This is a genomic window from Pseudonocardia alni (assembly GCF_002813375.1).
GTDB lineage: Bacteria > Actinomycetota > Actinomycetes > Mycobacteriales > Pseudonocardiaceae > Pseudonocardia > Pseudonocardia alni.
In genome coordinates, this window is record NZ_PHUJ01000003.1 from 3746180 (window position 1) to 3771381 (window position 25202).

At 75.1% G+C, this 25202-nt stretch carries 29 protein-coding genes; 12 read left to right on the forward strand and 17 right to left on the reverse strand.

Annotation, left to right across the window (positions count from 1 at the left end; all coding sequences use genetic code 11):
* The first annotated feature begins 5 nt into the window (after positions 1-5).
* Positions 6-764 (forward strand): DUF2334 domain-containing protein, encoded by a 759-nt coding sequence (locus ATL51_RS18545; protein ID WP_157818428.1) that lies wholly within the window; start codon positions 6-8, stop codon positions 762-764.
* Between the two features lie 77 nt (positions 765-841).
* On the opposite strand, the gene ATL51_RS18550 is transcribed toward ATL51_RS18545, so the two are convergent.
* The 3 genes from ATL51_RS18550 to ATL51_RS18560 are packed head-to-tail and all read right to left on the reverse strand — an operon-like array spanning position 842 to position 2891.
* Entirely contained in the window at positions 842-1213 is a 372-nt protein-coding gene (locus tag ATL51_RS18550) for a VOC family protein (RefSeq protein WP_073575827.1), read from the reverse strand.
* On the reverse strand, positions 1213-1845 hold the full coding sequence (locus ATL51_RS18555) for an MBL fold metallo-hydrolase (RefSeq protein ID WP_100879359.1): 633 nt from the start codon (positions 1843-1845) through the stop codon (positions 1213-1215). Before ATL51_RS18555 ends, ATL51_RS18550 begins: the two co-directional genes overlap by 1 nt.
* Positions 1846-1886: 41 nt before the next feature.
* The gene (locus ATL51_RS18560; RefSeq protein WP_100879360.1) at positions 1887-2891 is read right to left on the reverse strand and encodes an NAD-dependent epimerase/dehydratase family protein; all 1005 of its coding nucleotides are present in this window, start codon (positions 2889-2891) and stop codon (positions 1887-1889) included.
* 60 nt (positions 2892-2951) lie between these two features.
* Here ATL51_RS18560 and purS point away from each other — a divergent pair, with 60 nt between their 5' ends.
* The 6 genes from purS (at position 2952) to purM (ending at position 9502) form a co-directional block, all read left to right on the forward strand.
* Positions 2952-3185: a phosphoribosylformylglycinamidine synthase subunit PurS gene (gene purS / locus ATL51_RS18565; protein WP_062399665.1), complete on the forward strand. Its 234-nt coding sequence runs from the start codon at positions 2952-2954 to the stop codon at positions 3183-3185.
* Positions 3182-3856 (forward strand): phosphoribosylformylglycinamidine synthase subunit PurQ, encoded by a 675-nt coding sequence (gene purQ, locus ATL51_RS18570; protein WP_100879361.1) that lies wholly within the window; start codon positions 3182-3184, stop codon positions 3854-3856. The genes purS and purQ overlap by 4 nt, the downstream gene beginning before the upstream one ends.
* Positions 3857-4010: 154 nt before the next feature.
* Positions 4011-6317 carry a phosphoribosylformylglycinamidine synthase subunit PurL gene (gene purL, locus ATL51_RS18575; protein ID WP_100879362.1) on the forward strand — a complete coding sequence of 769 codons (2307 nt, stop codon included), beginning with the start codon at positions 4011-4013 and terminating at the stop codon, positions 6315-6317.
* The gene (locus tag ATL51_RS18580; protein WP_073575832.1) at positions 6317-6655 is read left to right on the forward strand and encodes a sterol carrier family protein; all 339 of its coding nucleotides are present in this window, start codon (positions 6317-6319) and stop codon (positions 6653-6655) included. Before purL ends, ATL51_RS18580 begins: the two co-directional genes overlap by 1 nt.
* 119 nt (positions 6656-6774) lie before the next feature.
* A complete protein-coding gene (gene purF / locus ATL51_RS18585) occupies positions 6775-8361 on the forward strand; it encodes an amidophosphoribosyltransferase (RefSeq protein ID WP_100879363.1) in 1587 nt (528 codons plus the stop codon).
* Between the two features lie 43 nt (positions 8362-8404).
* On the forward strand, positions 8405-9502 hold the full coding sequence (purM, locus tag ATL51_RS18590; RefSeq protein ID WP_100879364.1) for a phosphoribosylformylglycinamidine cyclo-ligase: 1098 nt from the start codon (positions 8405-8407) through the stop codon (positions 9500-9502).
* Between the two features lie 22 nt (positions 9503-9524).
* On the opposite strand, the gene ATL51_RS18595 is transcribed toward purM, so the two are convergent.
* The 4 genes from ATL51_RS18595 to ATL51_RS18610 all read right to left on the reverse strand — a co-directional run bounded on the left by ATL51_RS18595 (position 9525) and on the right by ATL51_RS18610 (position 12466).
* Positions 9525-10268, reverse strand: coding sequence for an NUDIX hydrolase (locus ATL51_RS18595; protein ID WP_100879365.1), 744 nt, complete (start codon positions 10266-10268; stop codon positions 9525-9527).
* A 165-nt stretch (positions 10269-10433) separates the two neighbouring features.
* A complete protein-coding gene (locus tag ATL51_RS18600) occupies positions 10434-10637 on the reverse strand; it encodes a DUF3073 domain-containing protein (protein WP_062399683.1) in 204 nt (67 codons plus the stop codon).
* Between the two features lie 219 nt (positions 10638-10856).
* Positions 10857-11984 (reverse strand): CAF17-like 4Fe-4S cluster assembly/insertion protein YgfZ, encoded by a 1128-nt coding sequence (ygfZ, locus tag ATL51_RS18605; RefSeq protein WP_301549081.1) that lies wholly within the window; start codon positions 11982-11984, stop codon positions 10857-10859.
* Positions 11981-12466 carry a Fur family transcriptional regulator gene (locus ATL51_RS18610; protein ID WP_073575837.1) on the reverse strand — a complete coding sequence of 162 codons (486 nt, stop codon included), beginning with the start codon at positions 12464-12466 and terminating at the stop codon, positions 11981-11983. Before ATL51_RS18610 ends, ygfZ begins: the two co-directional genes overlap by 4 nt.
* Before the next feature lie 244 nt (positions 12467-12710).
* On the opposite strand from ATL51_RS18610, the gene ATL51_RS18615 reads away from it, so the two are divergent.
* Both ATL51_RS18615 and ATL51_RS18620 read left to right on the forward strand, forming a co-directional pair.
* The gene (locus tag ATL51_RS18615) at positions 12711-14615 is read left to right on the forward strand and encodes a DivIVA domain-containing protein (RefSeq protein WP_100879366.1); all 1905 of its coding nucleotides are present in this window, start codon (positions 12711-12713) and stop codon (positions 14613-14615) included.
* 43 nt (positions 14616-14658) lie between these two features.
* The gene (locus ATL51_RS18620) at positions 14659-16389 is read left to right on the forward strand and encodes a hypothetical protein (RefSeq protein ID WP_100879367.1); all 1731 of its coding nucleotides are present in this window, start codon (positions 14659-14661) and stop codon (positions 16387-16389) included.
* A 3-nt stretch (positions 16390-16392) separates the two neighbouring features.
* Here ATL51_RS18620 and ATL51_RS18625 read toward each other — a convergent pair whose 3' ends face one another.
* The 10 genes from ATL51_RS18625 to ATL51_RS18660 all read right to left on the reverse strand — a co-directional run bounded on the left by ATL51_RS18625 (position 16393) and on the right by ATL51_RS18660 (position 22000).
* Positions 16393-17256, reverse strand: coding sequence for a 5-oxoprolinase subunit C family protein (locus ATL51_RS18625; protein WP_208623029.1), 864 nt, complete (start codon positions 17254-17256; stop codon positions 16393-16395).
* Entirely contained in the window at positions 17253-17867 is a 615-nt protein-coding gene (locus ATL51_RS18630; RefSeq protein WP_100879368.1) for a 5-oxoprolinase subunit B family protein, read from the reverse strand. The genes ATL51_RS18625 and ATL51_RS18630 overlap by 4 nt, the downstream gene beginning before the upstream one ends.
* On the reverse strand, positions 17868-18473 hold the full coding sequence (locus tag ATL51_RS18635; protein WP_062404071.1) for an FABP family protein: 606 nt from the start codon (positions 18471-18473) through the stop codon (positions 17868-17870).
* A gap of 35 nt (positions 18474-18508) precedes the next feature.
* Complete coding sequence (locus ATL51_RS28345) at positions 18509-18679, reverse strand: hypothetical protein (protein WP_157818430.1); 171 nt, start codon at positions 18677-18679, stop codon at positions 18509-18511.
* Positions 18680-18886: 207 nt separating this feature from the next.
* Entirely contained in the window at positions 18887-19186 is a 300-nt protein-coding gene (locus ATL51_RS18640; protein ID WP_073575842.1) for a DUF1416 domain-containing protein, read from the reverse strand.
* A gap of 1 nt (position 19187) precedes the next feature.
* The gene (locus tag ATL51_RS18645) at positions 19188-20024 is read right to left on the reverse strand and encodes a sulfurtransferase (protein ID WP_100879369.1); all 837 of its coding nucleotides are present in this window, start codon (positions 20022-20024) and stop codon (positions 19188-19190) included.
* 34 nt (positions 20025-20058) lie between these two features.
* A complete protein-coding gene (locus ATL51_RS18650; protein ID WP_100879370.1) occupies positions 20059-20517 on the reverse strand; it encodes a DUF4395 domain-containing protein in 459 nt (152 codons plus the stop codon).
* A 64-nt stretch (positions 20518-20581) separates the two neighbouring features.
* The gene (locus tag ATL51_RS29915) at positions 20582-20707 is read right to left on the reverse strand and encodes a putative leader peptide (protein WP_392567375.1); all 126 of its coding nucleotides are present in this window, start codon (positions 20705-20707) and stop codon (positions 20582-20584) included.
* An 18-nt stretch (positions 20708-20725) separates the two neighbouring features.
* Positions 20726-21157 (reverse strand): thioredoxin family protein, encoded by a 432-nt coding sequence (locus ATL51_RS18655; protein WP_073575845.1) that lies wholly within the window; start codon positions 21155-21157, stop codon positions 20726-20728.
* 12 nt (positions 21158-21169) lie between these two features.
* A complete protein-coding gene (locus ATL51_RS18660) occupies positions 21170-22000 on the reverse strand; it encodes an LmeA family phospholipid-binding protein (protein ID WP_073575846.1) in 831 nt (276 codons plus the stop codon).
* A 201-nt stretch (positions 22001-22201) separates the two neighbouring features.
* Between ATL51_RS18660 and ATL51_RS18665 the strand changes: the two genes are divergently transcribed.
* The 3 genes from ATL51_RS18665 to pstS all read left to right on the forward strand — a co-directional run bounded on the left by ATL51_RS18665 (position 22202) and on the right by pstS (position 25190).
* Positions 22202-22987, forward strand: coding sequence for a winged helix-turn-helix transcriptional regulator (locus ATL51_RS18665; RefSeq protein ID WP_062399702.1), 786 nt, complete (start codon positions 22202-22204; stop codon positions 22985-22987).
* 16 nt (positions 22988-23003) lie between these two features.
* Positions 23004-23888, forward strand: a complete 885-nt coding sequence (gene mshD, locus ATL51_RS18670) for a mycothiol synthase (protein ID WP_100880799.1) — start codon at positions 23004-23006, stop codon at positions 23886-23888.
* A 198-nt stretch (positions 23889-24086) separates the two neighbouring features.
* Positions 24087-25190, forward strand: a complete 1104-nt coding sequence (gene pstS, locus ATL51_RS18675) for a phosphate ABC transporter substrate-binding protein PstS (RefSeq protein WP_100879371.1) — start codon at positions 24087-24089, stop codon at positions 25188-25190.
* The last annotated feature ends 12 nt before the right edge of the window (positions 25191-25202 follow it).

Below are 25202 nucleotides of genomic sequence, written 5' to 3' on the forward strand. Positions count from 1 at the left end.
GGTCCATGAGCACGCTGCTCGTCTCGCTGTCCGGCCTGACCGACTCCGACGACGCCGACCGCGCCCGAGCCGCCGCGTTCGCCGCGGAGCTGGACCGGCGCGGCGTGCCGCTGACCCACCTCGTGCAGCCCAAGGGGCCCGACGGGCCGCTGCGCCGCGGCGACGACCTGGTCCGTTGGATCGCCGGCCGCGTCCGCGCCGGGGACGACCTGCTCCTGCACGGTTTCGACCACACGAGCGACCCGGTGGGCGCCTGGCAGAACGGCTCCGTACCGCGGATCGGGCGCCGCACCGAGTTCGGGGCGCTGCCCCGGCACGAGGCCGGCCTGCGGCTGACCGGCGCCCGGCGGATCCTGCTCGCGACCGGGCTGTCCACCGACGGCTTCGCCCCGCCCGGCTGGATCGCCTCCGAGGGCACCCTCGACGCGCTCGCCGACCTCGGTTTCGGCCTCTGCGCCGACGAGACGACCGTCCGCGCGACCGGCGGTCCGGTGCTGCACTCGCGCGTGCTGACCTTCCGGGCGTCCGAGCCCTGGCGGGGCGAGCGCCGCGCCGGGGAGCGCCGCCGCGGACGGGCGCTGGAGCAGCAGGCCGTGCGCACCGCCGAGCGCGGCGGGCTCGTCCGGCTCGCGCTGCGGGCCAAGGACCTGCGCCGCGAGCACCGCGTCGAGGCCGCGCTGGCCGCCGTCGACGCGGCGCGCGGGGCGGGCGCCGCCGGCGCCGTGCACCGCACGCTGTTCCCCGCCGCGGCCCCGGCCGCCTAGGAGCTCCCCGGCGATCGGCCCGGTTGTCCACAGTGTGTGCTCTCCTGTGGACAACCGGCGCCACCTGTGGACAGGTGTCAGGTCCGCCGCTCGCCGAGCACGCAGAACTCGTTGCCCTCGGGGTCGGCGAGCACCGTCCAGGACACCTCGTCGGCCGGGGCCCGGTGCTGGCCCACGTTGACCCGGGTGGCGCCCAGCATCAGCAGCCGGGCCACCTCGGAGTCGCGGACGCCGTCCGGCCGCAGGTCGATGTGCAGGCGGTTCTTGGTCCGCTTCCCCTCCGCGACCGGCACGAAGATCAGCCCGGGGACGACGCCCTCGGCGGGCTGGATCTCGAACTCCGACGCCGAGGCGTTCACGACCGTCCAGTCCAGGGCCTCGGCCCACCAGCGGCCCAGCCGGACCGGGTCCCGGGCGTCGACGACGACCTGCTCCCACTGCAGGGGCATCAGACGTCGACCGCCGTCTCCCGGTCGGGGACCAGGAGCGTCGTGGCGCCGGGCCCCAGGTCGTCGAAGAACCGGTAGTGGAGCGCCGGGTCGGCGAGGGTGCCCTCGTGGATCGGCACCACCGTCCGCGGTGCGACCGACCGCAGGTAGTCGACGGCCTCGGACACCTTCAGCCAGGGTGCGCCGGTGGGGAGCAGCAGCGTCGCCAGCTCGTCGACGCCCGGCGGGACGTAGGCGTCGCCGGGGTGGAGCAGCGCGCCGTCGACGACGTAGCCGTTGTTCGCGACCAGCGGGATGTCCGGGTGGATCTGCGCGTGGTCCCCGGACCCGACGACGGACACCTCGGCGCCGCCGAGGGCCAGCACGTCGCCGGGGGCGGCGGTGCGGGCGTCGACGCCGTCGAGCTGCCCGGCGGTCTGGCCGTCGGTGACCAGGGCGGCGTCGGGGTTGGCACGCAGCAGGGTGCGCAGCGCGTCGGCGTCGACGTGGTCGAAGTGCTGATGGGTGACCAGGATCGCGTCCAGGCCGTCCAGGGCCTCGAAGCCGGTCGAGAACGCGCCCGGGTCGAACAGGAGCCGGGCCGACCCGGTGTCGATCAGGACGCAGGCGTGGCCGTAGTGCGTCAGGTGCATGGGACCAGCATGCCCGGTCGGGGGGTGGCGGGCGTCCCGGCTCAGCCGAGCGCCCGCAGCACGGCCTGCTCCTCGGCGTCGGTGAGCCCGGCCCGGCGCCCCCGGCCGGCGCCGAGCCCGCGCTCCCACGCCAGCGCGGCGCGGGCGGTGTCGGCGAGTGGGCGAGCCGCCGGACCGGCGGCGGACGTCGTGGTGACGTCCCGGTCGACCATGCCCCAGAGGGACTCCGGCAGCCACAGCGGCAGCGACCGCGGACCGGCCCAGAACGCCACGTCCTGCTCGGCCAGCGTCCGCTCCGGGACCCGGACGAGCTCCAGGTCGTCGGCGCCCACGGCGTCGGCGGTCCCGGTGAGCACCCGGTCCAGGGTGGACCGCTGGCCTGCGCCGTCGTGGGTGCCGGTGGTGCCGTCGGCGGCGCGGGCCACGATCCAGGCGGCGAGGTCGTCCACGTCGACGAGCTGCATCGGCTGGGCGGGCACGTCCGGGACGACCACCCGGCCGCCGCGGGCGAACCGGTCCGCCCAGTAGCCGTAGTGGTCGGACAGGTCGCCGTGCCCGCACATCAGCCCGCCGCGCACCACGTGCGCCCGGTCGCCCGCCCGCTCCCGCACGGCCTGTTCGCTCGCGACCTTCGCGGCGCCGTAGACGCCCGGGTCCCGGTTCGTGAGGTCCTGGTCGGGCTGGTCGTGCAGCGGTGCCAGGGTCGGCTGCGTCACGGTCCCGCCGCGCAGCGACGGGTCGGCGTAGGCGTTGATCGAGGAGACGAAGGTCCAGTGCCCGAACCGGCCGTGCAGCGCGTCGAGGGCGTCGCGGACCCACGGCGCGGACATCGTCGCGACGTCCACGACGGCGTCGAACGTGCGCCCGTGCAGCGCCGCGGCCAGCGCCCCGGGCCGGGACCGGTCCGCCGTCACCGCCTCCGCGCCGTCCGGCGGCGGCCCGGAGACACCACGGGACACGCAGGTCACCGGATGGCCCGCAGCGAGCGCGGCCGCGGCGACCGCGCGGGAGAGGAAGACCGTGCCACCCAGGACGAGGATCCGCATGGGCCGATGGTGAGGGCACGCACGTCGAGCCGTCGCCCCTGTTCACCGTAGGCTGACCCCGTGGCCAGAGTGGTGGTGGACGTGATGCCCAAGCCCGAGATCCTCGACGTGCAGGGTCAGGCCGTGACCCGGGCGCTCGACCGGATCGGTGTGTCCGGCGTGAGCGGGGTGCGGCAGGGCAAGCACTTCGAGCTCGAGGTGTCCGACGGCATCGACGACGAGACCCTGCACCGGCTCGCCGGCTCGCTGCTGGCGAACCCGGTGATCGAGGACTGGACGGTGACCCGGCTGTGAGCACCCGCGTCGGTGTGATCACCTTCCCGGGCACCCTGGACGACGTCGACGCCGCCCGCGCGGTCCACCGCGCCGGCGCCGAGGCCGTCCCGCTGTGGCACGGCGACCACGATCTGCAGGGCGTGGACGCCGTCGTCGTGCCGGGTGGGTTCTCCTACGGCGACTACCTGCGCGCCGGCGCGATCGCGAGCCTGGCGCCGATCATGACCGAGGTCGTGGCGGGCGCCGGGCGCGGTCTGCCGGTGCTCGGCATCTGCAACGGATTCCAGATCCTCTGCGAGGCGCACCTGCTCCCCGGCGCGCTCGTCGCGAACGCCGGGATGCACTTCCTGTGCCGCGACCTGGTGCTCACGGTGGAGAACGCCGGCACGGCCTGGACGCGTGACTACGCCGCGGGCGACGAGCTGTTGATCCCGCTCAAGTCGCAGGAGGGCCGCTACGTCGCCGACGCCGCGACCCTCGACGAGCTCGAGGGCGAGGGCCGCGTGGTGTTCCGCTACCGCGACCCGGCCCCGAACGGCTCGACCCGCGGCATCGCCGGTGTGACCAACGCGGCCGGGAACGTCGTCGGTCTCATGCCGCACCCCGAGCACGCGACCAGTGCGCTGACCGGCCCGTCGGCCGACGGGCTCGGCCTGTTCACCTCGGTGCTGGCCCGCGTCACCGCCTGACCCGCGCACGACGTCCGGCCCGGCCGGCGGTCCCCGTGGACCGCCGGCCGGGCCGTCGTCGTCCTCGGTCCGTGACCTGCTGTGGGGAACCCCGCCTGTGGGCCCCGGCACCGTGCGGGGACGCGGGCGGGGGAGCCCCGTCTACCCTGGTCCCGTGACGCAGTCCCAGGTGCCGGTCGATTCCGTCAAGCACGCCGAGGCCACTCCGGAGCAGCCGCAGCCCTTCCGGGAGCTGGGGCTCAAGGACGACGAGTACGTCCGGATCCGGGAGATCCTCGGCCGCCGGCCCACCGACGCCGAGCTGGCGATGTACTCGGTGATGTGGAGCGAGCACTGCTCCTACAAGTCCTCCAAGGTCCACCTGCGCTACTTCGGTGAGACCACCACCGAGCAGATGCGCTCGACGATGCTCGCCGGGATCGGCGAGAACGCGGGCGTCGTGTCCGTCGGCGACGGCTGGGCGGTCACCTTCAAGGTCGAGTCGCACAACCACCCGTCCTACGTCGAGCCCTACCAGGGGGCGGCGACCGGTGTCGGCGGCATCGTCCGCGACATCATGGCCATGGGCGCGCGCCCGATCGCCGTCGGCGACCCGCTGCGGTTCGGTCCGCTCGAGGCCGACGACACCGGGCGGGTGCTGCCCGGCATCGTCGCCGGCGTCGGCGGCTACGGGAACTGCCTCGGCCTGCCGAACGTCGCGGGCGAGGTCGTCTTCGACCCGTCCTACGCGGGGAACCCGCTGGTCAACGCCCTGTGCGTGGGGGCGCTGAAGACCGAGGACCTGCACCTCGCGTTCGCCTCCGGCACCGGCAACAAGATCATCCTGTTCGGTGCGACGACCGGCCTCGACGGCATCGGCGGCGTGTCCGTGCTGGCGTCGGAGACCTTCGACTCCGCCGGCGGCGGCACCGGTCGGAAGAAGCTCCCGAGCGTCCAGGTCGGCGACCCGTTCACCGAGAAGGTCCTCATCGAGTGCTGCCTGGAGCTGTTCGCGGCCGGGCTCGTCGTCGGCATCCAGGACCTCGGCGGCGCCGGGCTGTCCTGCGCGACCTCCGAGCTCGCCTCCGCCGGTGACGGCGGCATGCACGTCGACCTCGACGCCGTCCCGCTGCGCGCCACCGGCATGACCGCCGCCGAGATCCTCTCCTCGGAGTCCCAGGAGCGGATGTGCGCGGTCGTCACCCCGGAGAACGTCGAGGCCTTCCTCGCCGTCTGCCGCAAGTGGGACACCATCGCCACCGTGATCGGCGAGGTCACCGACGGCGACCGCCTGGTGATCACCTCCCAGGGCGAGACCGTCGTCGACGTGCCGCCGCGCACGGTCGCCCACGAGGGCCCGGTCTACACCCGCCCGGTCGCCCGCGACGACGCGAAGCAGGACGCGCTGAACGCGGACTCGCCGGAGATGCTGCCCCGCCCGGAGACCCCGTCCGAGCTGCGTGCGGAGATCCTGCGGATGGCCGCCGCCCCGAACCTCGCGTCCCGCTCGTGGGTCACCGACCAGTACGACCGCTACGTGCGCGGCAACACCGTCGCCGCGCACGGCGCCGACTCCGGGGTCGTGCAGGTCGACGAGTCCACCGGCCGCGGCATCGCCGTCGCCACCGACTGCAACGCCCGCTTCGTGGCGCTCGACCCGTACGTCGGCGCGCAGCTCGCGCTGGCCGAGGCCTACCGCAACGTCGCGACCTCCGGCGCCGTGCCGCTCGCCGTCACCGACTGCCTGAACTTCGGCTCTCCGGAGGACCCGCACGTCATGTGGCAGTTCGAGCAGGCCGTGCGCGGTCTCGCCGACGGCTGCGCGGTGCTGGGCACCCCGGTCACCGGCGGCAACGTCAGCTTCTACAACCAGACCGGCACGACGGCGATCCTGCCGACCCCGGTGGTCGGCGTGCTCGGCGTGATCGACGACGTCACCACCGCGGTCCGGTCCGGGTTCGCCGGCGCCGACGGCGACACGGTCGTCCTGCTCGGCACCACCGCCGCCGAGTTCGGCGGGTCGGAGTGGGCGCACGAGGTGCACGGGCACCTCGGCGGACGGCCGCCCGCCGTCGACCTGGAGCACGAGCGGCGCCTCGCGCAGCTCCTCGCCGCCGCGGCCGCGGACCGGGCGCTGACCGGCAGCCACGACCTGTCCGACGGCGGCCTCGCCCAGGGACTGGTCGAGGCCGCGCTCGCCGGGGGCCGGGGCGCCCGCGTCGACCTGGCCGGGGTGCACGAGGACTCGTTCACCGCGCTGTTCGCCGAGTCCGCCGGACGGGTGCTGGTCACCGTGCCCGCCGACGACGCCGAGGCGTTCCTGGCCCGCGCGGCCGAGGCCGGTGTCCCGGCGCTGCGGCTCGGCGAGACCGGCGGCGACGTCCTCGACCTGGGCGACGCCCTCGGCACGCTGGCGCTCGACGAGCTGCGCGCCGCCTGGGAGGGCACGCTCCCGGCGCGGTTCGGCGCCGTCTCGGTCTGATGTCCGACGTCCTCCTGGACTGGGTCGACGACGGGGTCGAGCCGGACCGGGCGACACGGAAGTCGGCGGTGAAGGCGTCGCTCGACGAGCTGGCCCGGCGCGCGCCGGGCCGCAGCGTCGAGGTACGGGTCCCGCCGTTCGGTGCGGTGCAGTGCGTCGAGGGGCCGCGGCACACCCGCGGCACCCCGCCGAACGTCGTCGAGGCCGACCCGCGGACCTGGATCGCGCTCGCCGTCGGCCGCCTGAGCTGGGACGACGCGCTCGCCGCCGGGCGGGTGTCGGCGTCCGGGTCGCGGGCCGGCGAGATCGCCGCGTTCCTGCCGCTCCGCACGCCGTGACCGGACGGGTGCGGTGTGCGACTCCGACGTGACCCCTGTCCCCGTACCTGGGGAGACGTGATCTCGGGGCGTACAGTCGTCCCCTGGTCCCGGTACGCCGCCAGCCGAGGAGCGCCGCGTTGAGTTCCGTCCGGAACGAGCACGTCAGCCCTGAACGAACCCTCTCCCTCACCCCCGTCGCACCCCCCGCCGCCGAGCCCGACGAGCAAGGACCCCGCGAGGAGTGCGGTGTGTTCGGCGTCTGGGCCCCCGGCGAGGACGTCGCGAAGATGACCTACTACGGCCTCTACGCGCTGCAGCACCGCGGCCAGGAGGCCGCCGGCATCGCCGTGTCCGACGGCCGCCGCACCGTGGTGTTCAAGGACCTCGGCCTGGTCAGCCAGGTGTTCGACGAGCAGACGCTGTCCTCGCTGCGCGGGCACCTCGCCGTCGGCCACTGCCGCTACTCGACGACCGGTGCGACGACCTGGGAGAACGCCCAGCCGACGTTCCGCACCACGGCCGCGGGCTCCGGCCTGGCGCTGGGTCACAACGGCAACCTGGTGAACACCGCCGAGCTGCGCGAGGACGTCGCGAAGCTGGAGAACCGCAAGCGGTCCGGGTTGCGCGCGACCACCGACTCCGACCTGCTCACCGAGCTGCTGGCCGCGGGCGCCGCGGACCTCGGCGTCTACGAGGCCGCGATGCGGCTGCTGCCGCGGCTGCGCGGCGCGTTCTCGCTGACCTTCGCCGACGAGAGCACCCTCTACGCCGCCCGCGACCCCCAGGGCGTCCGCCCGCTGGTCCTGGGCCGCCTGGAGCGCGGCTGGGTCGTCGCGTCGGAGACGGCGGCGCTGGACATCGTCGGCGCCTCGTTCGTCCGCGAGGTCGAGCCGGGCGAGCTCATCGCGATCGACGCCGACGGCATCCGCAGCCAGCGCTTCGCCGCCCCGGAGCCGAAGGGCTGCGTGTTCGAGTACGTCTACCTGGCGCGACCGGACACCACCATCGCCGGCCGTTCGGTCTACGACACCCGGGTGGAGATCGGCCGCCGGCTCGCCGAGGAGCACCCGGTCGAGGCCGACCTGGTCATCCCGGTCCCGGAGTCCGGCACCCCGGCCGCCATCGGCTACGCCCAGGGCTCCGGCATCCCCTACGGCCAGGGCCTGGTGAAGAACGCCTACGTCGGGCGCACCTTCATCCAGCCCAGCCAGACCATCCGCCAGCTCGGCATCCGGCTGAAGCTGAACCCGCTGCGCAACGTCATCCGCGGCAAGCGGCTGGTCGTCGTCGACGACTCGATCGTCCGCGGCAACACCCAGCGCGCACTGGTGCGGATGCTGCGCGAGGCCGGCGCCCTCGAGGTGCACGTGCGGATCGCCTCGCCGCCCGTGCGCTGGCCCTGCTTCTACGGCATCGACTTCGCCAGCCGGGCCGAGCTGATCGCCAACGGCGCCGACACCGAGGGCGTCCGACGCTCGATCGGCTCGGACAGCCTCGGCTACGTCTCGGTCGAGCAGATGGTCGCCGCCTCCGAGCAGCCGCGCTCGCGGCTGTGCTGCGCCTGCTTCGACGGGGACTACCCGATCCCGCTGCCGGAGGAGGCCCAGCTCGGCAAGCACCTGCTCGAGGACGTCCCGGAGCCGGCGGCGTCCGGCGCCGCCTCTGGCGATCCCGGCCCGCTGTCCGTCGGATACGGTGCCGGAGAGGCACTGACCCGCCCGTAGCAGCACCCGATCACGACCCCGTCCCGACCTGGAGAGACCTCGCATGCCCTCGACCGAGCCCGGCCCCGCCAGCTACGCCTCCGCGGGGGTGGACATCGACGCGGGGGAGCAGGCGGTCGAGCGTTTCCGTCCGTTCGCCGAGAAGGCCACCCGGCCCGAGGTGCGCGGCGGCATCGGCGGCTTCGCCGGCCTGTTCGCGGCGAAGTTCGGCAAGTACTCCGAGCCGGTCCTGGCCGCCTCCACCGACGGCGTCGGGACCAAGGTCGCGATCGCGCAGGCGATGGACAAGCACGACACCATCGGCCAGGACCTCGTCGCGATGGTCGTCGACGACCTGGTCGTCTGCGGGGCGGAGCCGCTGTTCCTGCAGGACTACATCGCCATCGGCAAGATCGTCCCCGACCAGGTCGCGACGATCGTCCGCGGCATCGCCGAGGGCTGCCAGACCGCGGGCTGCGCGCTGCTCGGCGGCGAGACCGCCGAGCACCCCGGGCTGATGGAGGAGGGCGCCTACGACCTCTCCGCCACCGGTGTCGGTGTCGTCGACGCCGAGAAGATGCTGCGGCCCGAGCGCGTCCGCCCCGGCGACGTGCTGGTCGCGCTCGGCTCCTCCGGGCTGCACTCCAACGGTTACTCCCTGGCCCGCCACGTGCTGCTCGACATCGCCCGGCTGCCGCTGGCCGGTGAGCTGGAGGAGTTCGACCACTCCCTCGGCGAGGAGCTGCTCGTCCCGACCCGGATCTACGCCAAGGACTGCCTGGCGATCACCGCCGAGACCGGCGTGCGGACGTTCTCCCACATCACCGGCGGCGGGCTGGCCCGCAACCTGGAGCGGGTGCTGCCCGAGGGCCTCGCAGCCACCGTGGAGCGCGGCTCCTGGACCCCGGCCCCGATCTTCAAGCTGATCCAGTCCCGCGGCCGGGTCGAGCGCGCGGAGATGGAGAAGACGTTCAACATGGGCGTCGGGATGGTCGCGGTGCTGCCGCCCGAGGACGTCGACCGCGCCCTCGCCGTCCTCACCGCCCGGCACGTGTCCGCCTGGATCCTGGGTGAGGTCGGCCGGATCGGCGACGTCGACGGTGCCGGTTCCGGCGAGCTCGGCGCCCGGGTGCAGCTGCGGGGGGAGCACCCCCGCTTCTGAGGCGGTCCCGCGCCGTCTGCTCTCACTCGAAGGAGTGATGCAGCTCCGCGTCGTGCGACGCCGGCTGCCGGCTCCCGGCGCGGTGGGACTCACGCAGCATCGGCGGGTGCAGCGCCGTCGCCGGGCCGCGGCGGAACAACCGGGGCGGCCGCCCGCGACCGCCGGTGACCAGCGTCGTCGTCGGCACGAGGAAGCCGTCGGTGGAGGTCACCTTGCGCTGGAAGTTGCGCGGGTCCAAGGAGGTCCCCCAGACGGCCTCGTAGACCCGGCGCAGGTCGGTCACCGTGAACTCGTCCGGGCAGAACGAGACGGCGAGCGTCGTGTACTCGAGCTTCGACTTCGCCCGCTCCACGCCGTCGGCGAGGATGCGCTGGTGGTCGAACGCCAGCGGCGGCACGTCGTCGACGGCGCACCACGCGGACGCGGTGGCCCCGCCACCCGGTGTCGGCTCCGGCATGTCCGGGAGCAGCGCGAGGTACCCCACGGACAGGACCCGGCCGCGGGGATCGCGGTCGGGTGCGGCGTAGCTCGCCAGCTGCTCGAGGTGCCCGCACACGGCACTGCCGGTGTCGGCCCCGGTCTCCTCGCCCAACCGCCGGCTGGCGGTGTGCACGAGGTCCTCCTCCGGGCGGACGAAACCACCGGGCAGGGCCCAGTGCCCGAGGAACGGGGGCTCGCCCCGCTCGATGAGCAGCACGTGCAGACGGTCCGACCGCACGGTCAGCACGACGAGGTTGACGGCGACCGCGAACAGGTTGCCGCGCATCTGCTGAACACCTCGGAGGTGACGGGATCGGTGACCAAGCCTCCCACAGGAGACTGGTCATGATCTTGCCCTATCCGACCGGCCGGGGGAAACCGCCCGGGTCGACACGTGCCGCGGCGCCCGGGCCGCCGTGTCACGACGGAGGGCCGGGCGCCGGGGTGGCCGTCAACGGCGAGGGTCGTCGTCCTCGTCGTTGTACTTGGCGGCGAGGTCGTCGTACTCGCCGTAGTCGTCCTCGCGGCTGTCGGTAGTCACCGCCGTCGCGCTACCGATCTCCCGCTGCAAGGCGTCGAGATCCATAGAAGGGGAGCTGTACTTGAGCTCACGGGCCACCTTCGTCTGCTTGGCCTTGGCTCGTCCACGCCCCATGGCAGGTCCCCCTTACAACAGGGAAGGGGCGGCCGGTCATTGCGCACGACCCGGCGGCCCCTCTCGTCTCATCAATGTCGTGAAAACAACCGTACCCTGCTCACCCCGGAACATGCGACGCGGCACCGTCGTCGTCACAGGCGGGCCCGGCCCCGGACCGGCGCGGGGCCCGCGTGTTGGGCCGGTGGCCGCCCCACGGTGGTCCGGCCGGGCTGCGCGTCATCCGCGACGCGCAGCGCCACCCGTCCGTTCCCGGGCCGCGCGGCCCGGCGGCGGGGTGTCCGGGTCCGGCTCGTAGGAGTCCGGGTCGATCGTCGCGGGGGAGACCCGGTCGTCGACGCCCGCGGTCAGCTCGGCGTCCACCGGAACCGACCGCTTGAGCAGCGCGAGCGCCACCGGGCCCAGCTCGTGGTGCTGGACGACCGTGCCCACACGGCCGACCGTGCGGCCGTCGCGCACCACCGGGTCGCCCGTGTGCGGCAGGTCCTCGTCGCCGGCGTCGAGCATCAGCAGCACCGTGCGCCGGGGCGGGCGCCCCAGGTTCGCGACCCGGGCGACGGTCTCCTGGCCCCGGTAGCAGCCCTTGGTCAGGTGCACGGCGGAGCCGATCCAGCCGACCTCGTGCGGGATGGTGCGGTCGTCGGTGTCGCGGTGCAGGCGCGGTGCGCGCGACTCCACCCGCAGCGCCTCGAACGCGATCGTCCCGGCGGCCCGCGCCCCGGCCGCGGTGAGGTCCGCCCAGCGGGCGTCCTTCGTCCCGCGGGGGACGACGACGTCCGCCGCGTCCCGGCCCGGCCACGGCATCCGTCGCACGAACCCGCCGTCCGGCAGGGCCGTGACGCCGTTCGGTGCATCGGGCACCGGCAGCCCCGCCGCGGCGAGCACGGCCGGGGTCTGCGGACCGACGACCGACAGCACCGCCAGCTCGGCGGTGACGTCACGCGGCTCGACCTTCGACCAGAACACCATCTTCGCCAGGTAGTCGAGCAGTGCTGCGCCCTCGCCGGGCTCGGTGTCGAGCCAGACCGTGTCCGCCGACGACGCGACGGCCATGTGGTGCAGCACCCGGCCCTGCGCGTCGAGCACCAGGGCCTCGGTGCCGGTGCCGGGCGGCAGCTCGCTGACGTGCTGGGTGAGCAGCAGGTGCAGCCAGGACAGCCGCTCCTCGCCGGTCACCGCCAGCACCTCGCGGTGCCCGCGGTCGACGACGGCGGCGGAGCGGGCCATCGCCCGCTGCTCGGCCGGCGGGTCGCCGTGGTGCGCGGCGACGACGTCGTCCGGGTCGGGGGTCGTGTCCTCGGCGTTGTCGGTGGTGCCGGGGTCCTGCTCGGATCCGGGAACGGTCACCGGTCTCCCTCCGCGCCCTCCTGGGGCGCCGTGTCGTCCTGCTCGGGGGCTCCGTCGGCGGAGTCCTCGTCGTCGTGCGCACAGTCGACGCACGTGCCGGACAGTGCCACGTGCGTCGCGTCCAGGTGGAAGCCCAGGTCGGCGAGCGTGCGACTCGCCACATCGGAGAGCAGCTCGGTCGGCGCCTCGTCCACCCGGCCGCAGTGGTGGCAGACGAGGTGGACGTGGCGGTGCTGGTGCTCGGAGTAGGTCGGCGCACCGTGCCCGAGATGGGCGTGCCGGACGACGCCGAGCTCTTCGAGCAGGTCCAGCGTCCGGTACACCGTCGTGATGTTCACCGCCGGTGCCGTCGCCTGGACCCGGCTGCACACCTGCTCGGGTGTCGCGTGCCCCAGCTCCCGGACCGCGTCCAGCACGAGCTGGCGTTGAGGGGTCATCCGGAGCCCACGCCGGTGCAACGTGCCCTTCAGTGTGCTGTCCACACCGCCGATGGTATTCGGTACGGCCCGGTAGGCTCGGGCCACGAGGACGGTGACCGCACATCGTGTCACGGAACCGTCCGTCGCGGGCCCCGCCACGCCGACGGACGACCGTTGCACGCTGCGTGGTTCGCCGCGACCCCGTCGTCGTGACTACCCTGACCGGCGAGGTCGCGCCGAACCGTCGGTCCGCCGACCTCGTACGTGCCCTCCGAGGGCACCCATGTCGACGACCTGAGGAGAGGCGATGACGGCAGACGGGGCGGACCGCCCGGGCGGTTCCCCGCGGTTCGACGTCGTTCTCCGCGGCTACGACCGTCGGCAGGTGGACGAGCACATCGTCCAGATGCAGCGGCTCATGGGCCGGATGCGCGCGGACATCGACGCACTGCGGAGCCGGCCGATGCCGCCGCCGATGCCGGTGCCGCCGCCCGGCGGGTTCGCCGCCGGTCCGGCCGGCGGGCCGCCGCGTCCGGCACCGCGTCCGGGGCCGCGTCCCGGCCCGGGGCCCTCGGACCCCGACCGGCACGGTGCCGTCGACAACTTCTCCGACCGCATGCAGGCGATCCTGCAGAAGGCGGAGGAGGAGGCGGAGGAGATCCGCAGCAAGGCCCGTGCCGACGCCGAGCGTGTCGTCACCGAGGCCCGCAAGCAGGTCGACCGCGCCCGCGCGGACGCCGACCGGGCCCGTGAACAGGGCGACAAGCTCCGCACCGAGGTCGGGGAGCTGACCCGGCGTCGCGACGAGCTGCGCGCCGAGGTCGGGAAGGCCCCGGCCACCGGGGACAAGGCCCGCCACGAGATCCGGCCGGCCCCCGGTCCGGGGCAGAAGCCCGGCGAACCGTCCGGCGAGGCCGGGGCGTCCGACGACCGCTCCGCGAAGCCCGCCGCGGGCGAGCGGCCCGGCGCCGGCCAGTCCGGTGCCGCCCAGCCCGCCGGTCAGCCGGGCCCCGGGCCGAAGCCCGCCGCGCAGTCCGGTGCCGGCGCCACGCCGGCCGCCGCTGCCGCCGGCACGGGTGCGGACGCCTCCGCGCGCCCGGGGCAGGCTGCCGACGCCCGGCCCGGGCGTCCCGACCAGGGTCGCTCCGACCAGGCCCGTCCCGACTCCGCGGACCAGCGGTCCGGTCGGCCCGGGCCGCGCCCGGGTGCACCGGAGCCACAGCGCCCCGGTGCCCGGTCCGGTGCCGAGGAGCGCCCGGGGGCCGAGCAGCGTCCCGGTCAGAAGGATCAGGGGCCCTCGCGTCCGCAGGGCGCCCCGAACGGCCGCCCGCAGGCCCCCGCGGCCGGTGTCAACGGCGCCGGGGTGAACGGTGCCCGACCGGCGGCCGCCCAGGCGTCGCCGTCGGGCGATGCGGCACCCACGCCGCGGCCCGGTCCGCGTCCGCAGCCGGGGCCCGCCCCGGCGCGCCAGGACTCCGGGTCCCAGTCCCGGCCCGACTCCGGTCCGGCCAAGCCCGGCGCCGGTGGGCCGGGTACCGACCGTCCGGCCGGGGCACCGCAGCCCGCCCGGACGGACGCCCCGGGCCCGCGCCCCGGCGGTACCGACGGGGACAAGTCCGCCGGCCCGCGCCCGGGTCCGCGGCCCGCGCCGGGCCCGCGCCCGTCGCCGGCCCCCACCGGGCAGCAGGGCGGTGCCGAGCGCACCACCGCTGTCCGGCCCGGGGACGAGCCCGAGCCCGCCGAGCTGTTCCGGCCCGCGTCGGACTCCCGCCCGGTCGAGGCGGAGCCGAAGACGTCGGCCGTGCCGCGCCAGGACCCGCGTCCGACGCCCGGCGGCGACGCCGAGCGCACGGTCGCGGTCGGCGCCGTCCGCCGTTCCGGTGACACCCCAACGGATGGTTCGCAGAAGCCGCCGGCGGGGGACAAGGGCACCTCGGCCGAGAGCACGAAGGCCGACGCGGAGCCGCCGACGACCGCGAACCCGGCCGCCGGGCGCGGCCCGGCGCGACCCGGTCCGGAGGGGGCCCGCAACGGCTCCGGCCAGGCCGGCCACGGTCAGAACGGTCGTAACGGTGCGTCGTCGGCGTCCGAGCCGTCGTCGCAGGGTGGCGAGAAGGGCAACGGCGCGACCCGCAACGGTTCCGGCGCGGCCACCGGCGACAAGGGCCGGACGGGCGCGGCGCAGCCGTCGACGGGGACGCGCAGCAGCTGAGGTTCCCCGCGCGGGGCCCGGGACCCCAATAAGGTCCGGGCCCATGCAGCTCGGCTCGTTCACGGTCCCGGTCCTGCCCCTCGTGGCGGTGCTGGGCGCGGGCGTGCTCGTGGTCCTGGTCCTGTGGGGTGTGTGGCGTGCGCGCCGCACCCCTGCGCCCGGGCCGCTGCCGCTCGAGCCCCCGCGCGCGACCGCGGACCCGCAGCCGTCCTATGCGGACTGGACCGGTGAGGCGGCCGGCGGGCCGGCGGACCCGCCGCGTCCGGCCCGTGCACGGACCGTCGCGGACGTGGTCGCCGAGCGCGGCGCGGACACCGGTCCGCTGCCTCGGGTACCCGCATACGCCGGCGCTGTCGTCGCCTCCGGTGCAGGGCGCCACGCCGCCCCCGACGACGACGGGGCCGAGGGCTCGCTGGAGGCGCTGTTCGCCCCGGCCGACGAGCAGCCCGACGCGGCCACCCTCGCCCGGGGGCGCGACCCGGAGGCCACGGCCGCCGTGCCGCTCGCCGCGGCGCCGCCGGTCCCGGGTGCCGCGTCGGGAACCGGGGCGTCGGGTGCCGTGGTGGAGCCACTGCCCCGGCCACGGCCGACCCCGCGCCCCCGGTCGACCGGGTTGCGAGGGGTCCGGGACGCAGGGGCCGCCACACACGCCGGCCGTACCACCGCGGGCGACGGCAGCGTCGAGGGCGGCGTCGAGGGCAGCACGGCGGACGCGGAGCCCCTGGCCGCGACGACCCCGGTGGGCGGACCCCACGCGGCCGCCGACCCCGCCGACGGCACCGCTCCTGCGGACACGGCGCTGACGGGCACGGCTCGGACGGGCTCCGTTCGCACGGACACCGGCGTCGCGGCCCCCACCGAGACCGACACCGAGACCGCGATCGACACCGCCGACCCGAGCCGTGCCTCCGCCACGCCCCGCGCCGCGGATCCGTCCGGGGCCGATGACGCTGCCGGGGCCGATGACGCAGCCCCGACCGACGCCACCGCAGCCCGGGACGCCGCGGGCACCCCCGACGACCCGGCCACGCCGCCGGTGCCGGAGTGGCCGGTCGCGCGGCTGCGCATCGTCGACGACCTCACCGACGTCGTCGCGCCCGGCCCGGACGCCACGCCCGCCGCGGCCGGGCAGTCCCCGGCCGCCGGGGACGACACCGTGCCCCCTGCCGCGGAACACGCTCCGGCCGCCCGGAAGGACACCGCGCCCGGCCCGCTGCCGCCCTGGTCGGCCGAGCGCGTCGAGCCGGCCGCCGAGGACCTCCCCGCGACGTCCGGGATCCCGGCGATGCCACCCCCCGCGCCGACCCCGCCCGCCGGGTCCGAGATCACGTCCCGGCCGACCTCCGAACCGGTCTCCCGGGCCGTGCAGCAGGCCCTCGCGGCCCGCGCCGTGCAGCGGGCGCGCCTGCGCGCCACGGACGCCGTCGTCGACCCGCAGCCCGACGCGCCCGGTGGCGAGCAGCAGGAGCTGCCGCTCGCCGTCGTCCCGACCGCGGGGGCGCGCACCCCGGCGGCCGGCGACGCGAAGGACCGGCTGCTCGGTGTGCTCCTGGAGGACCCGGCCCGCGCCGTCGACGCGACCGAACGGCTCGACGACACCCGCGACCGCATCGCCGAACTCGACGCGGTCCTGCGTCGCCGCCGCGAGGACCTGGCCGGCGCCGTCCGGCACCTGCACGAGTGCGGACTCGACCCGGCGCAGATCGGCCGGCTGTCCGGGATGGCCGTCGACGACGTCCGCACCATCCTCGACGGCGAGGACGCCGAGCGCTGAGCCTCAGCGCAGCACGGTGAACCGCACGCCCGTCCCCGGCGGGGCCTGGGCGAGCAGCGGCAGGTCGGCGCGCTCGACGACGGCGATCACCGGGTAGCCACCGGTCGTCGGACGGTCGGCGAGGAACACCACCGGCGGCCCGTGCGGCGGAACCTGTACCGCGCCGGTCACCATCCCCTCGCTCGGCAGCTCCCGGTCGCGCAGCTCCGGGAGCCGCTGCGGGGACGGCCCGTCGAGACGGACCCCGATCCGGTTCCCGTCGGCCGTCACCGTCCACAGCGGACCCGCGAGGGCGGCGCGTGGGTCGGCGAACCAGCCGTCGCGGGGGCCGGGGCGCACCCGCAGCCCGACCACGGCACCGGGCAGGGACACCGGGACCGGCCCGGACACCGGGATCCCGCCGGACCACGGGCCGACCGGCAGCTCGTCGCCGTCGGCGACCGGGCCGGGCCCCAGCCCGGACAGCAGGTCGGTGCTGCGGCTGCCCAGCGCGAGCGGCACCTCCAGCCCGCCCGCGACGGCGAGGTAGCACCGCAGCCCGCCGACCGGCGTCCCGACCGTCAGCTCGGCGCCGTCGGGCAGGTGCAGCGCCCGGTGCGACGCGGCCGGGCTGCCGTCGACGGACACCGGCGCGGGCGCCCCCGTGACGGCGACGGTCCGGCCCCCCAGGGCGCGCACCCGCAGCCCGCCGCCGAGCAGCTCCAGCCCGGCGGCGCCGTCGTCGTTGCCGACCAGACGGTTCCCCAGCTCGTACGCCGGCCCGTCCAGCGCGCCCGACGGCGGCACCCCCAGGTGTGCGTGCCCCGGACGTCCGCGGTCGGTCACCAGCGCCTGCGGCCCGGCCCGCACCACCAGCAGCGCACTCACCGGGGCTCGAACCGGACGCGGTCGCCGGGGGTGAACAGCGCGGGCGGGTCGGCGACGGGGTCGAACAGGACCGTGTCGGTGCGGCCGATCAGCCGCCAGCCGCCGGGGGAGCGTCGCGGGTAGACGCAGCTGTAGACGTCGGCGATCCCGACCGAGCCGGCGGGCACCGCGGTCCGCGAGCTCTTCAGGCGTGGCTGCCGCAGCGGCTCCGGGAGCCCAGAGAGGTAGCCGAAGCCCGGCGCGAAGCCACAGAAGTCCACCCGGTACTCCGCGCCGCTGTGCAGCGCGACCACCTCGTCGACGGACAGGCCCGCGGTCTCGGCGACGAGCGCGAGATCCTCGCCGTCGTAGGTCACGGGCAGCGTGTGGACGGTGCCCGTGCCCGCCTCGCCGGCGGCCGCGTCCGCGGCCCGTGCGACCTGTACGACCCGCTCGGTGGCGGCTCCGGGCGCCACCTCGACGAGCACGGTCCGGGCGGCCGGGACCAGCTCCCGCACCTCGGGCAACGCGGCGTCCCGCACGGCGGCGGCGACGGCCGCCACGGCGGCGGCGTCGTCGACCTCCAGCAGCACCGCCCGCCCGCCGCAGCGGCGGACCCGGACCGCGAGCAACTAGCCGACCACGCGGTGCAGGACGGCCGAGATGTGCGGCTGCATCGGCTGCCCGACCATCGCGCGCTCGTCGACGTAGGCGAGGTCGCCCTGGTTGACCAGGCCGTAAAGCCGCTTCGCCGCGGTGACCTCCTTGGCCGAGGGCGTCCGGGCGATGGCGTCGGTCTCGATCTGCCAGGACCGCATGTCGCCCCGCGGCCCGTAGTAGACCTCGACGATCCCGGTGTGGTGCGCGATCAGGACCTCGATCGAGCCGTCCTCCTGGGGCCGCCAGAAGCCGGTCTCGCGGGCGGCCTGGCGGATGATCCCGCCGTCGTCGTCGAGCAGCCAGGAGCGGGCCTCGTAGGACAGGAACGGACGGCCGTCGTGCGCCCAGGTGATCTGCTGGCCGAAGTGGAACGGGCCCTCGATCGTCGGGTAGACGACCTCGCCGGTGCCGCGCCAGGTACCGACCAGCGGTAGCAGGCCGAGGCAGGCCTCGTGCAGGTCGGGGCCCTGGCGCAGGTTGGCGGTGTCGTCGTCGACGGGCAGGTCGGGCCACTGCGGCCGGTTGCGCTGCGGGGAGTCCGGGGCCGCGTTCTCCGGACCGGTGATCGTGGTCTGCAGCTCCTCGTCGGACGCTGCGGCGGGCTCGGGGTCGGTCACGGGGTCTGCTCCTCGGTGTGGTGGTCGTCGGGGTCCCGTTCGGGATCGGGACCCGGCCCGGGCGCGGCGACGGGCTCGACGACGAACAGGCGACGGAGCAACCAGCCGGCCCAGGCGGCGGTTCCCGCGGACAGGGCGATCAACAGCCCGGTGGAGAACCAGTGCACGGCGGGCGAGTCTACTGACCTGCCACGCCGGCGCGCCTCCCCGGCCGTTCCGACGCGCGGGCCGGCGGTACCGGAACGCCGAACGCCGCCCCGGCGGGACCGGGACGGCGTTCGGTGGAACGGGCGGGCGCCCTCGCGCTCAGGCGACGGTGTCGTCTCGCGCCTTCGCAGGCTCAGGCGACGGTGTCGTCTTGCGCCTTCGCAGGCTCAGGCGACGGCGATCTCCGCGCGGTGCAGCCCCGGCCCGTCGACGACGAGCTCGGACTGCCCGTTACCCGAGCGCGACAGCGCCCGGACGGTCCAGGTGCCCGGGGCGGCGAAGAACCGGAAGTCACCCGAGGCCGAGGACACGACCTCCGCGGTGAACTCCCCGGTGCCGTCGAGCAGCCGGACGAAGGCACCGGCCACCGGATCGCCGGCGGCGACGACGCGGCCGGCGAGCACGGTCTCCTTGGAGAGGTCCGTGTTCGGGGGCAGGGTCAGGTTCTGGTCAGGTGCGGCACACACGTCACTTCGCTCCCAGCTCGATCGGCACGCCGATCAGCGAGCCGTACTCGGTCCAGCTGCCGTCGTAGTTCTTGACGTCGGAGTGGCCCAGGAGCTCGTGCAGCACGACCCAGGTGTGGCTGGAGCGCTCGCCGATGCGGCAGTAGGCGATGGTCGCCTTGCCCTCGTCGAAGCCGGCCTCCTTGTAGAGGGAGGCGAGCTCGTCGTTCGACTTGAAGGTGCCGTCCTCGTTGGCCGCCTTCGACCACGGGATGTTGATCGCGCTCGGCACGTGGCCCGGACGCTGGCTCTGCTCCTGCGGGAGGTGGGCCGGGGCCAGGATCTTGCCGGAGAACTCGTCGGGCGACCGGACGTCGACCAGGTTCTTGGCGTCGATCGCGTCGACGACCTCGTCGCGGAACGCGCGGATCGAGGTGTCGGCCTCCTTGGCGGTGTAGGAGGTCGCGGGGCGGTCCTTGACGTCGGTGGTCAGGGTCCGGCCGTCGAGCTCCCACTTCTTGCGGCCGCCGTCGAGCAGCACCACGTCGTCGTGGCCGTAGAGCTTGAACTCCCAGTACGCGTAGGCGGCGAACCAGTTGTTGTTGCCGCCGTAGAGCACGACCTTGTCGTCGTTCGAGACGCCCTTGGCGGAGAGCAGCTGCTCGAACTGCTCCTTGGTGGGGATGTCGCGACGGACCGCGTCCTGCAGCTCGTCGGTCCAGTTGACCTTGACCGCACCGGGGATGTGGCCCCCGTCGTAGGCGGTGGTGTCCTCGTCGACCTCGAGGAACACCACCCCGTCGGTCTCCAGGTTCTCTTCCGCCCAGTCGGCGGTGACGAGGACGTCCTCGCGGCTCATGTCGATCTCTCCCGAATCGTGTGTCGTGGAACGGTCAGGACTGCGCGGCGGTGCCGCGCAGGCGGGCGAGGAGCCCGTACATCTCGCAGCCGAGGCAGAAGCCGAAGGCCGCGTTGAGGAAGGCCGCCGCGAGGGCCGCCGCCGTGGCGACGACACCGAGCACGGTCAGGCCGGACAGGTAGCCGGCCGCCGCGACGACGGTGAACACCAGCCCGACGGTCTGCGAGAAGCGGACCGGGGCGGCGTCCTCGCGCTCGGCGGGCGGACCCAGCCGGGGCGCGAGGAGGTGCCGGTACACGACGCCGTAGGGGGCGAACCGCATGCCGGCGAACGCGCCGACGGCGAAGACGACGGCCTGCGCGAGTACGAGCAGGCCGCTGCCGGACAGCAACACCAGCGCCAGGACGACGGTGGTGATCGCGGCGGAGAAGCGGACCCCGCGCGGGTCGAGCCGGGGCTCGACGAGCGCGGATCCGCGGTCCGTGACGGACATCGGACTCCAGTAACCGGGGTGGCAACCTCGGCGTCGCGGGACGCCGGGGCTCAGGACACGCGGGTCAGGAGTCCAGACACAGGCAGCCGGCGAGGCGGCACAGATCGACCGTGCGGCGTCGGGTCAGCGGCCAGTTCACGGGTCCGAGCCTAGCCGACGATCCGCGCCGAGCCCAGCAGTCGGCGCCCACCGGACATCACACACGTTCTCAGCCGGTGGGAAGGGCGGCGACGAGCTCGTCGGTGCGCGGGACCCCGGAGACCCGGAGGACCTCGGCACCGCGGGCGTCGAAGACGACCGTCGTCGGGGTCCGCAACACGCCCAGCGCCCGGGCGACGTCGACGCGCTCGGCCACGTCGACCTCCACGTGCGCCACGCCCGGGTCCGCCGCGGCCAGGTCGCCGAGGACGCGCGCGGTCTGCCGGCACGGCGCGCAGACCGGTGAGGACAGCTGCAGCAGCAGCGCCCGGCGCCCGTCCGGCCCGGTCCCGGCCAGCTCCCAGCCCGGCCCGGCCACGGCGGGCGCGCCGCTGTCGTCGCCGGAGGGCCGCAGCCGCCCCGAACGGCTGCGCAGGACCAGCCCGACGAGGGTCGCCACCAGCAGGACGACGACCAGCACCACCGCACCCGTGACGTCCACCGACGCCCCCTCTCAGCCCGCGGAGCGGGACGTGCCCGGTCCGCCGCCCACGCTCAGGTCGCGCACGGACCCGGCGATCTGCAGGACGTTGTACTCCGGAACACCGGCCGAGGTCGCGGTGACGCCCAGCGGCAGCGGACCCGGGTCGATGTCCACGGCGAGCGCGCGCAGCATCGAGGTGCGGACCGCGTCCGGCACCGGCTCGTCCGAGCCGTTGATCCGGACGTCCCGCGGGACGATCCGCATCGTGCCGTGGTCGACGAGGAGCACGGTCAGGACGGCCACCTGCGTGTCGGCCCCGTCCACCGGCATCTCCGCGACGAACCGTGCCGCGTTGCGCGGGTCGAGTCCGCGCAGCGCCGGGTCGCCGCCGGCCCGGATCACCGAGTCGATCGCGTTGGCGTCGACGGCCTCGACCGACAGCCGCGTCACCCCGGCGGCCGGCCCGCCGGCGTCGACGACCATCCGGCGGATGTCGTTCGGGCTGACCTGCACGATCCCCTCGGCCGCCGCGGCGCGGAACCGGGCGGGTCCGGGCCCGGCGAGGTCGGACAGGTCCCCGCGCAGGCCGTACATCTGTACCTGGAGCTCGGGGGTGCGCAGCGGCCCGACCGGGACCCGCTGCAGCGTCATCTCGACATGGTCGTAGCGGCCGGTCGCGGCCTGGGCGAGGACAGAGAAGCCGTGCACCTGCACACGCGGGTCCTCGGGGAGGTCGAGCCGGTCGCGCAGCGCACGGGAGACGCCCGCCTCGACCGCCGCGCCGGTGGCGAGGTCGCCCGCGACGAGCACGGCGGCCACCGCCAGGACGGTGGCGAGCACGCGACGGACGGGGCGTCCCACGACCGGGCCTCCACAGGATCGGGATACGTCCTGACCAGGGTAGAGAGCCCGGCCGCCGGCCCGGTGGGCGGCCCCGGGGCCCCGGAGCGGACCCCGTCCCCGACGGGAACGATCCAGTTCGTGGCGTGAAACCCGTCGCTCTGCGGCTGACCGTGGGGTGACGTCCCGGTATCGTCCGCGTATCGCGAGAAGGGGGAGTCCATGGAACTGCTCCTGCTGACCACGGCTCCGGATGCGGCAGCCGTACTGCCCGCCCTGTCGCTGCTGCCGCACAACGTGCGGACCGCGGCGCCCGAGGTGGCGGCACTGCTCGACGCCGGTCCGCACGACGCCGTCCTGGTGGACGCCCGTTCCGACCTGGTCGCCGCGCGCAGCCTGTGCCGGCTGCTGGGCAGCGCCGGGACCGACGCGCCGGTGATCGCCGTGCTGAACGAGGGCGGCCTGGTCGCCGTGTCCGGCGAGTGGGTGGTCGACGAGATCCTGCTCCCCGACACCGGCCCGGCCGAGGTGGACGCGCGGCTGCGGCTGTTGCGGTCGCGCCCCGGTGCCGAGTCCGCGTCCGGGGGTGGCGCGCTCGTCCTCGGCGAGCTCGTCATCGACGAGGCGACGTACTCGGCGCGGCTCAAGGGCCGCCTGCTGGAGCTCACCTACAAGGAGTTCGAGCTGCTCAAGTACCTCGCGCAGCACGCGGGACGGGTGTTCACCCGGGCGCAGCTGCTGCAGGAGGTCTGGGGCTACGACTTCTTCGGTGGCACCCGCACCGTCGACGTCCACGTCCGGCGGCTGCGCGCCAAGCTCGGCGGCGAGCACGAGCAGATGATCGGCACCGTGCGCAACGTCGGCTACAAGTTCGTCCGCCCGTCGCGCGGCGGGCTGTCCGCGCCGCCCGACCAGGACGACGCGGACCCCGAGCCCGTCCCGGACCGTCGCCTGCCCGGCGCCCGGCCCCCGACCGGCCCGGGACGTGGAGCGTGGGTCCCGCGGTGACCTAGGGTCGGTGCTCGTGGACCCGCAGGAGCACTCCCGTCTCGACGCCGCCACCGTCTCCGCGGTGCAGGACCTGCTGAGGGCGGCGACCGGCGCCGACGGCGCCGAACCGCTCTCCGAGCAGTTCCTGATGCACCTGCGCCCGGACGCCCCCGCCGACGGTGTGGCGCACCTCGTCGTCCCCGGTGACGACGGAGCCGTGGCCGGCTACGCCCAGGTCGACGGCACCTACGCCGAGCTGGCCGTGCACCCTGGCGCACGACGGCGGGGAATCGGCGGCGCGCTCGTCGCTGCGGTCGAGAAGGTCACCGCCGACCCGCACGTGTGGGCGCACGGCGACCTCGACGCCGCGAAGGGGCTCGCCGCGGGCCGCGGCTACCGCCGGGACCGCGTGCTCTGGCAGATGCGCCGCACCGGTGCGGCGGGCCCGCTGCCCGCCCTGACCGTCCCCGACGGCGTCACGATCCGTGCCTTCGAACCCGGCCGCGACGACGACGAGTTCCTCCGGGTCAACAACGCCGCCTTCGACTGGCACCCCGAGCAGGGCGGCTGGACCGGCGCCGAGCTCGCCGCGCGGGAGGCCGAGGACTGGTTCGACCCGGCCGGGTTCCTGCTCGCCGTCGACGGCGGCGGCACCCTGCTCGGCTACCACTGGACCAAGGTCCACCCGGCGACCGGCGACGAGCGGGCCCTGGGCGAGGTCTACGTCCTCGGCGTCGATCCGGCCGCCCACGGACGGGGGCTCGGCACGGTCCTGACCCTCGCCGGACTGCACCACCTGCACGACCGCGGGCTGGACACCGTGCTGCTCTACGTCGAGGCGGACAACGCCCCCGCCGTAGCCGTCTACGAGCGCCTCGGGTTCGCCGTACACGCCGCGGACGTCAACTACGCCCGGTGAGACCCGGTCACCGTTCGACGACCGGTGACGGGTTCGTTCGAACGTGTGACGCAGGTCCACCCGGTCGCCGACCCTGTTCATCCCACGTTCATCTTCCGTGGGGGTGGCGTCCAACGTCGACTCCTAGCGTCTGCGGCCGAGTGGTCACCCAGACCGCCGTCCCGCAACCGGCTCGGAGCCGACTCGGAGGAAACTGCAGTGAAGACCAAGCGGCGCGCGCCCCGGGCGCGCCTGGCTGCCGTCGGTATCGCCACGTCCTGCGCGCTGTTCGTCGCCGGCTGCGGTGCGGCGAACGAGGGCGGCGGCTCGGACGCCCAGGGTTCGGGCGTCACCGGCCAGATCGCCGGTGCGGGCGCGAGCTCCCAGCAGGCGGCCATGCAGGCCTGGATCGCCGGCTTCACCGGCGCGAACCCCGGCGCGACGGTCAACTATCAGCCGGTCGGCTCGGGCGGTGGCCGTACGCAGTTCGTCCAGGGGGCGGTCCAGTTCGCCGGGTCGGACGCCTACCTGAAGGACGACCAGCTGAACCAGGCGCGGCAGCGCTGCGGCGGCTCGGTCATCGAGATCCCGAACTACGTCTCGCCGATCGCCATCGTCTACAAGCTCGACGGCGTGCAGGACCTGAACCTGTCGCCGGCGACCATCGCGGGCCTGTTCAAGGGCGAGATCACGACCTGGAACGACCCCAAGGTCGCCGCGGACAACCCGGGCGTGCAGCTTCCGGCCACGGCGGTCACCCCGGTGCACCGCTCGGACGAGTCGGGCACCACCGAGAACTTCACCGACTTCCTCAACAAGGCCGCGGCGCAGGTGTGGACCGATGAGGGCGACGGCGAGTGGCCGATCCAGGGCGGCGAGGCCGCCCAGGGCACCTCCGGTGTCGTCGGCGCGGTGAACGCGGGCAACGGCACGATCGGCTACGCCGACGCGTCGCAGGCCGGCGAGCTGGGCAAGGCCAAGGTGAAGCTGGGCGACCAGAACGTCGAGCCGACCGCCGAGGCCGCCGCGAAGATCCTCGAGGAGTCCACGCGCGTCGAGGGCCAGGGCGACACCTCGTTCGCCTTCGACCTGAACAGGACCGCCACCGGCGGTGCCTACCCGGTGGTGCTGGTGTCGTACCTCCTCGCCTGCCCGACCTACCCCGACGCCGCCCAGGCCGACACCACCAAGGCGTTCCTGAACTACGTGGTCAGCACGGACGGTCAGCAGACCGCGGCGCAGAACGCGGGTTCGGCGCCCCTCTCCGAGGCCCTGCGTGGCCAGATCACCCCGGTGATCGACCAGATCAAGGCCGCCGGCTGACCGTCGGCTTGA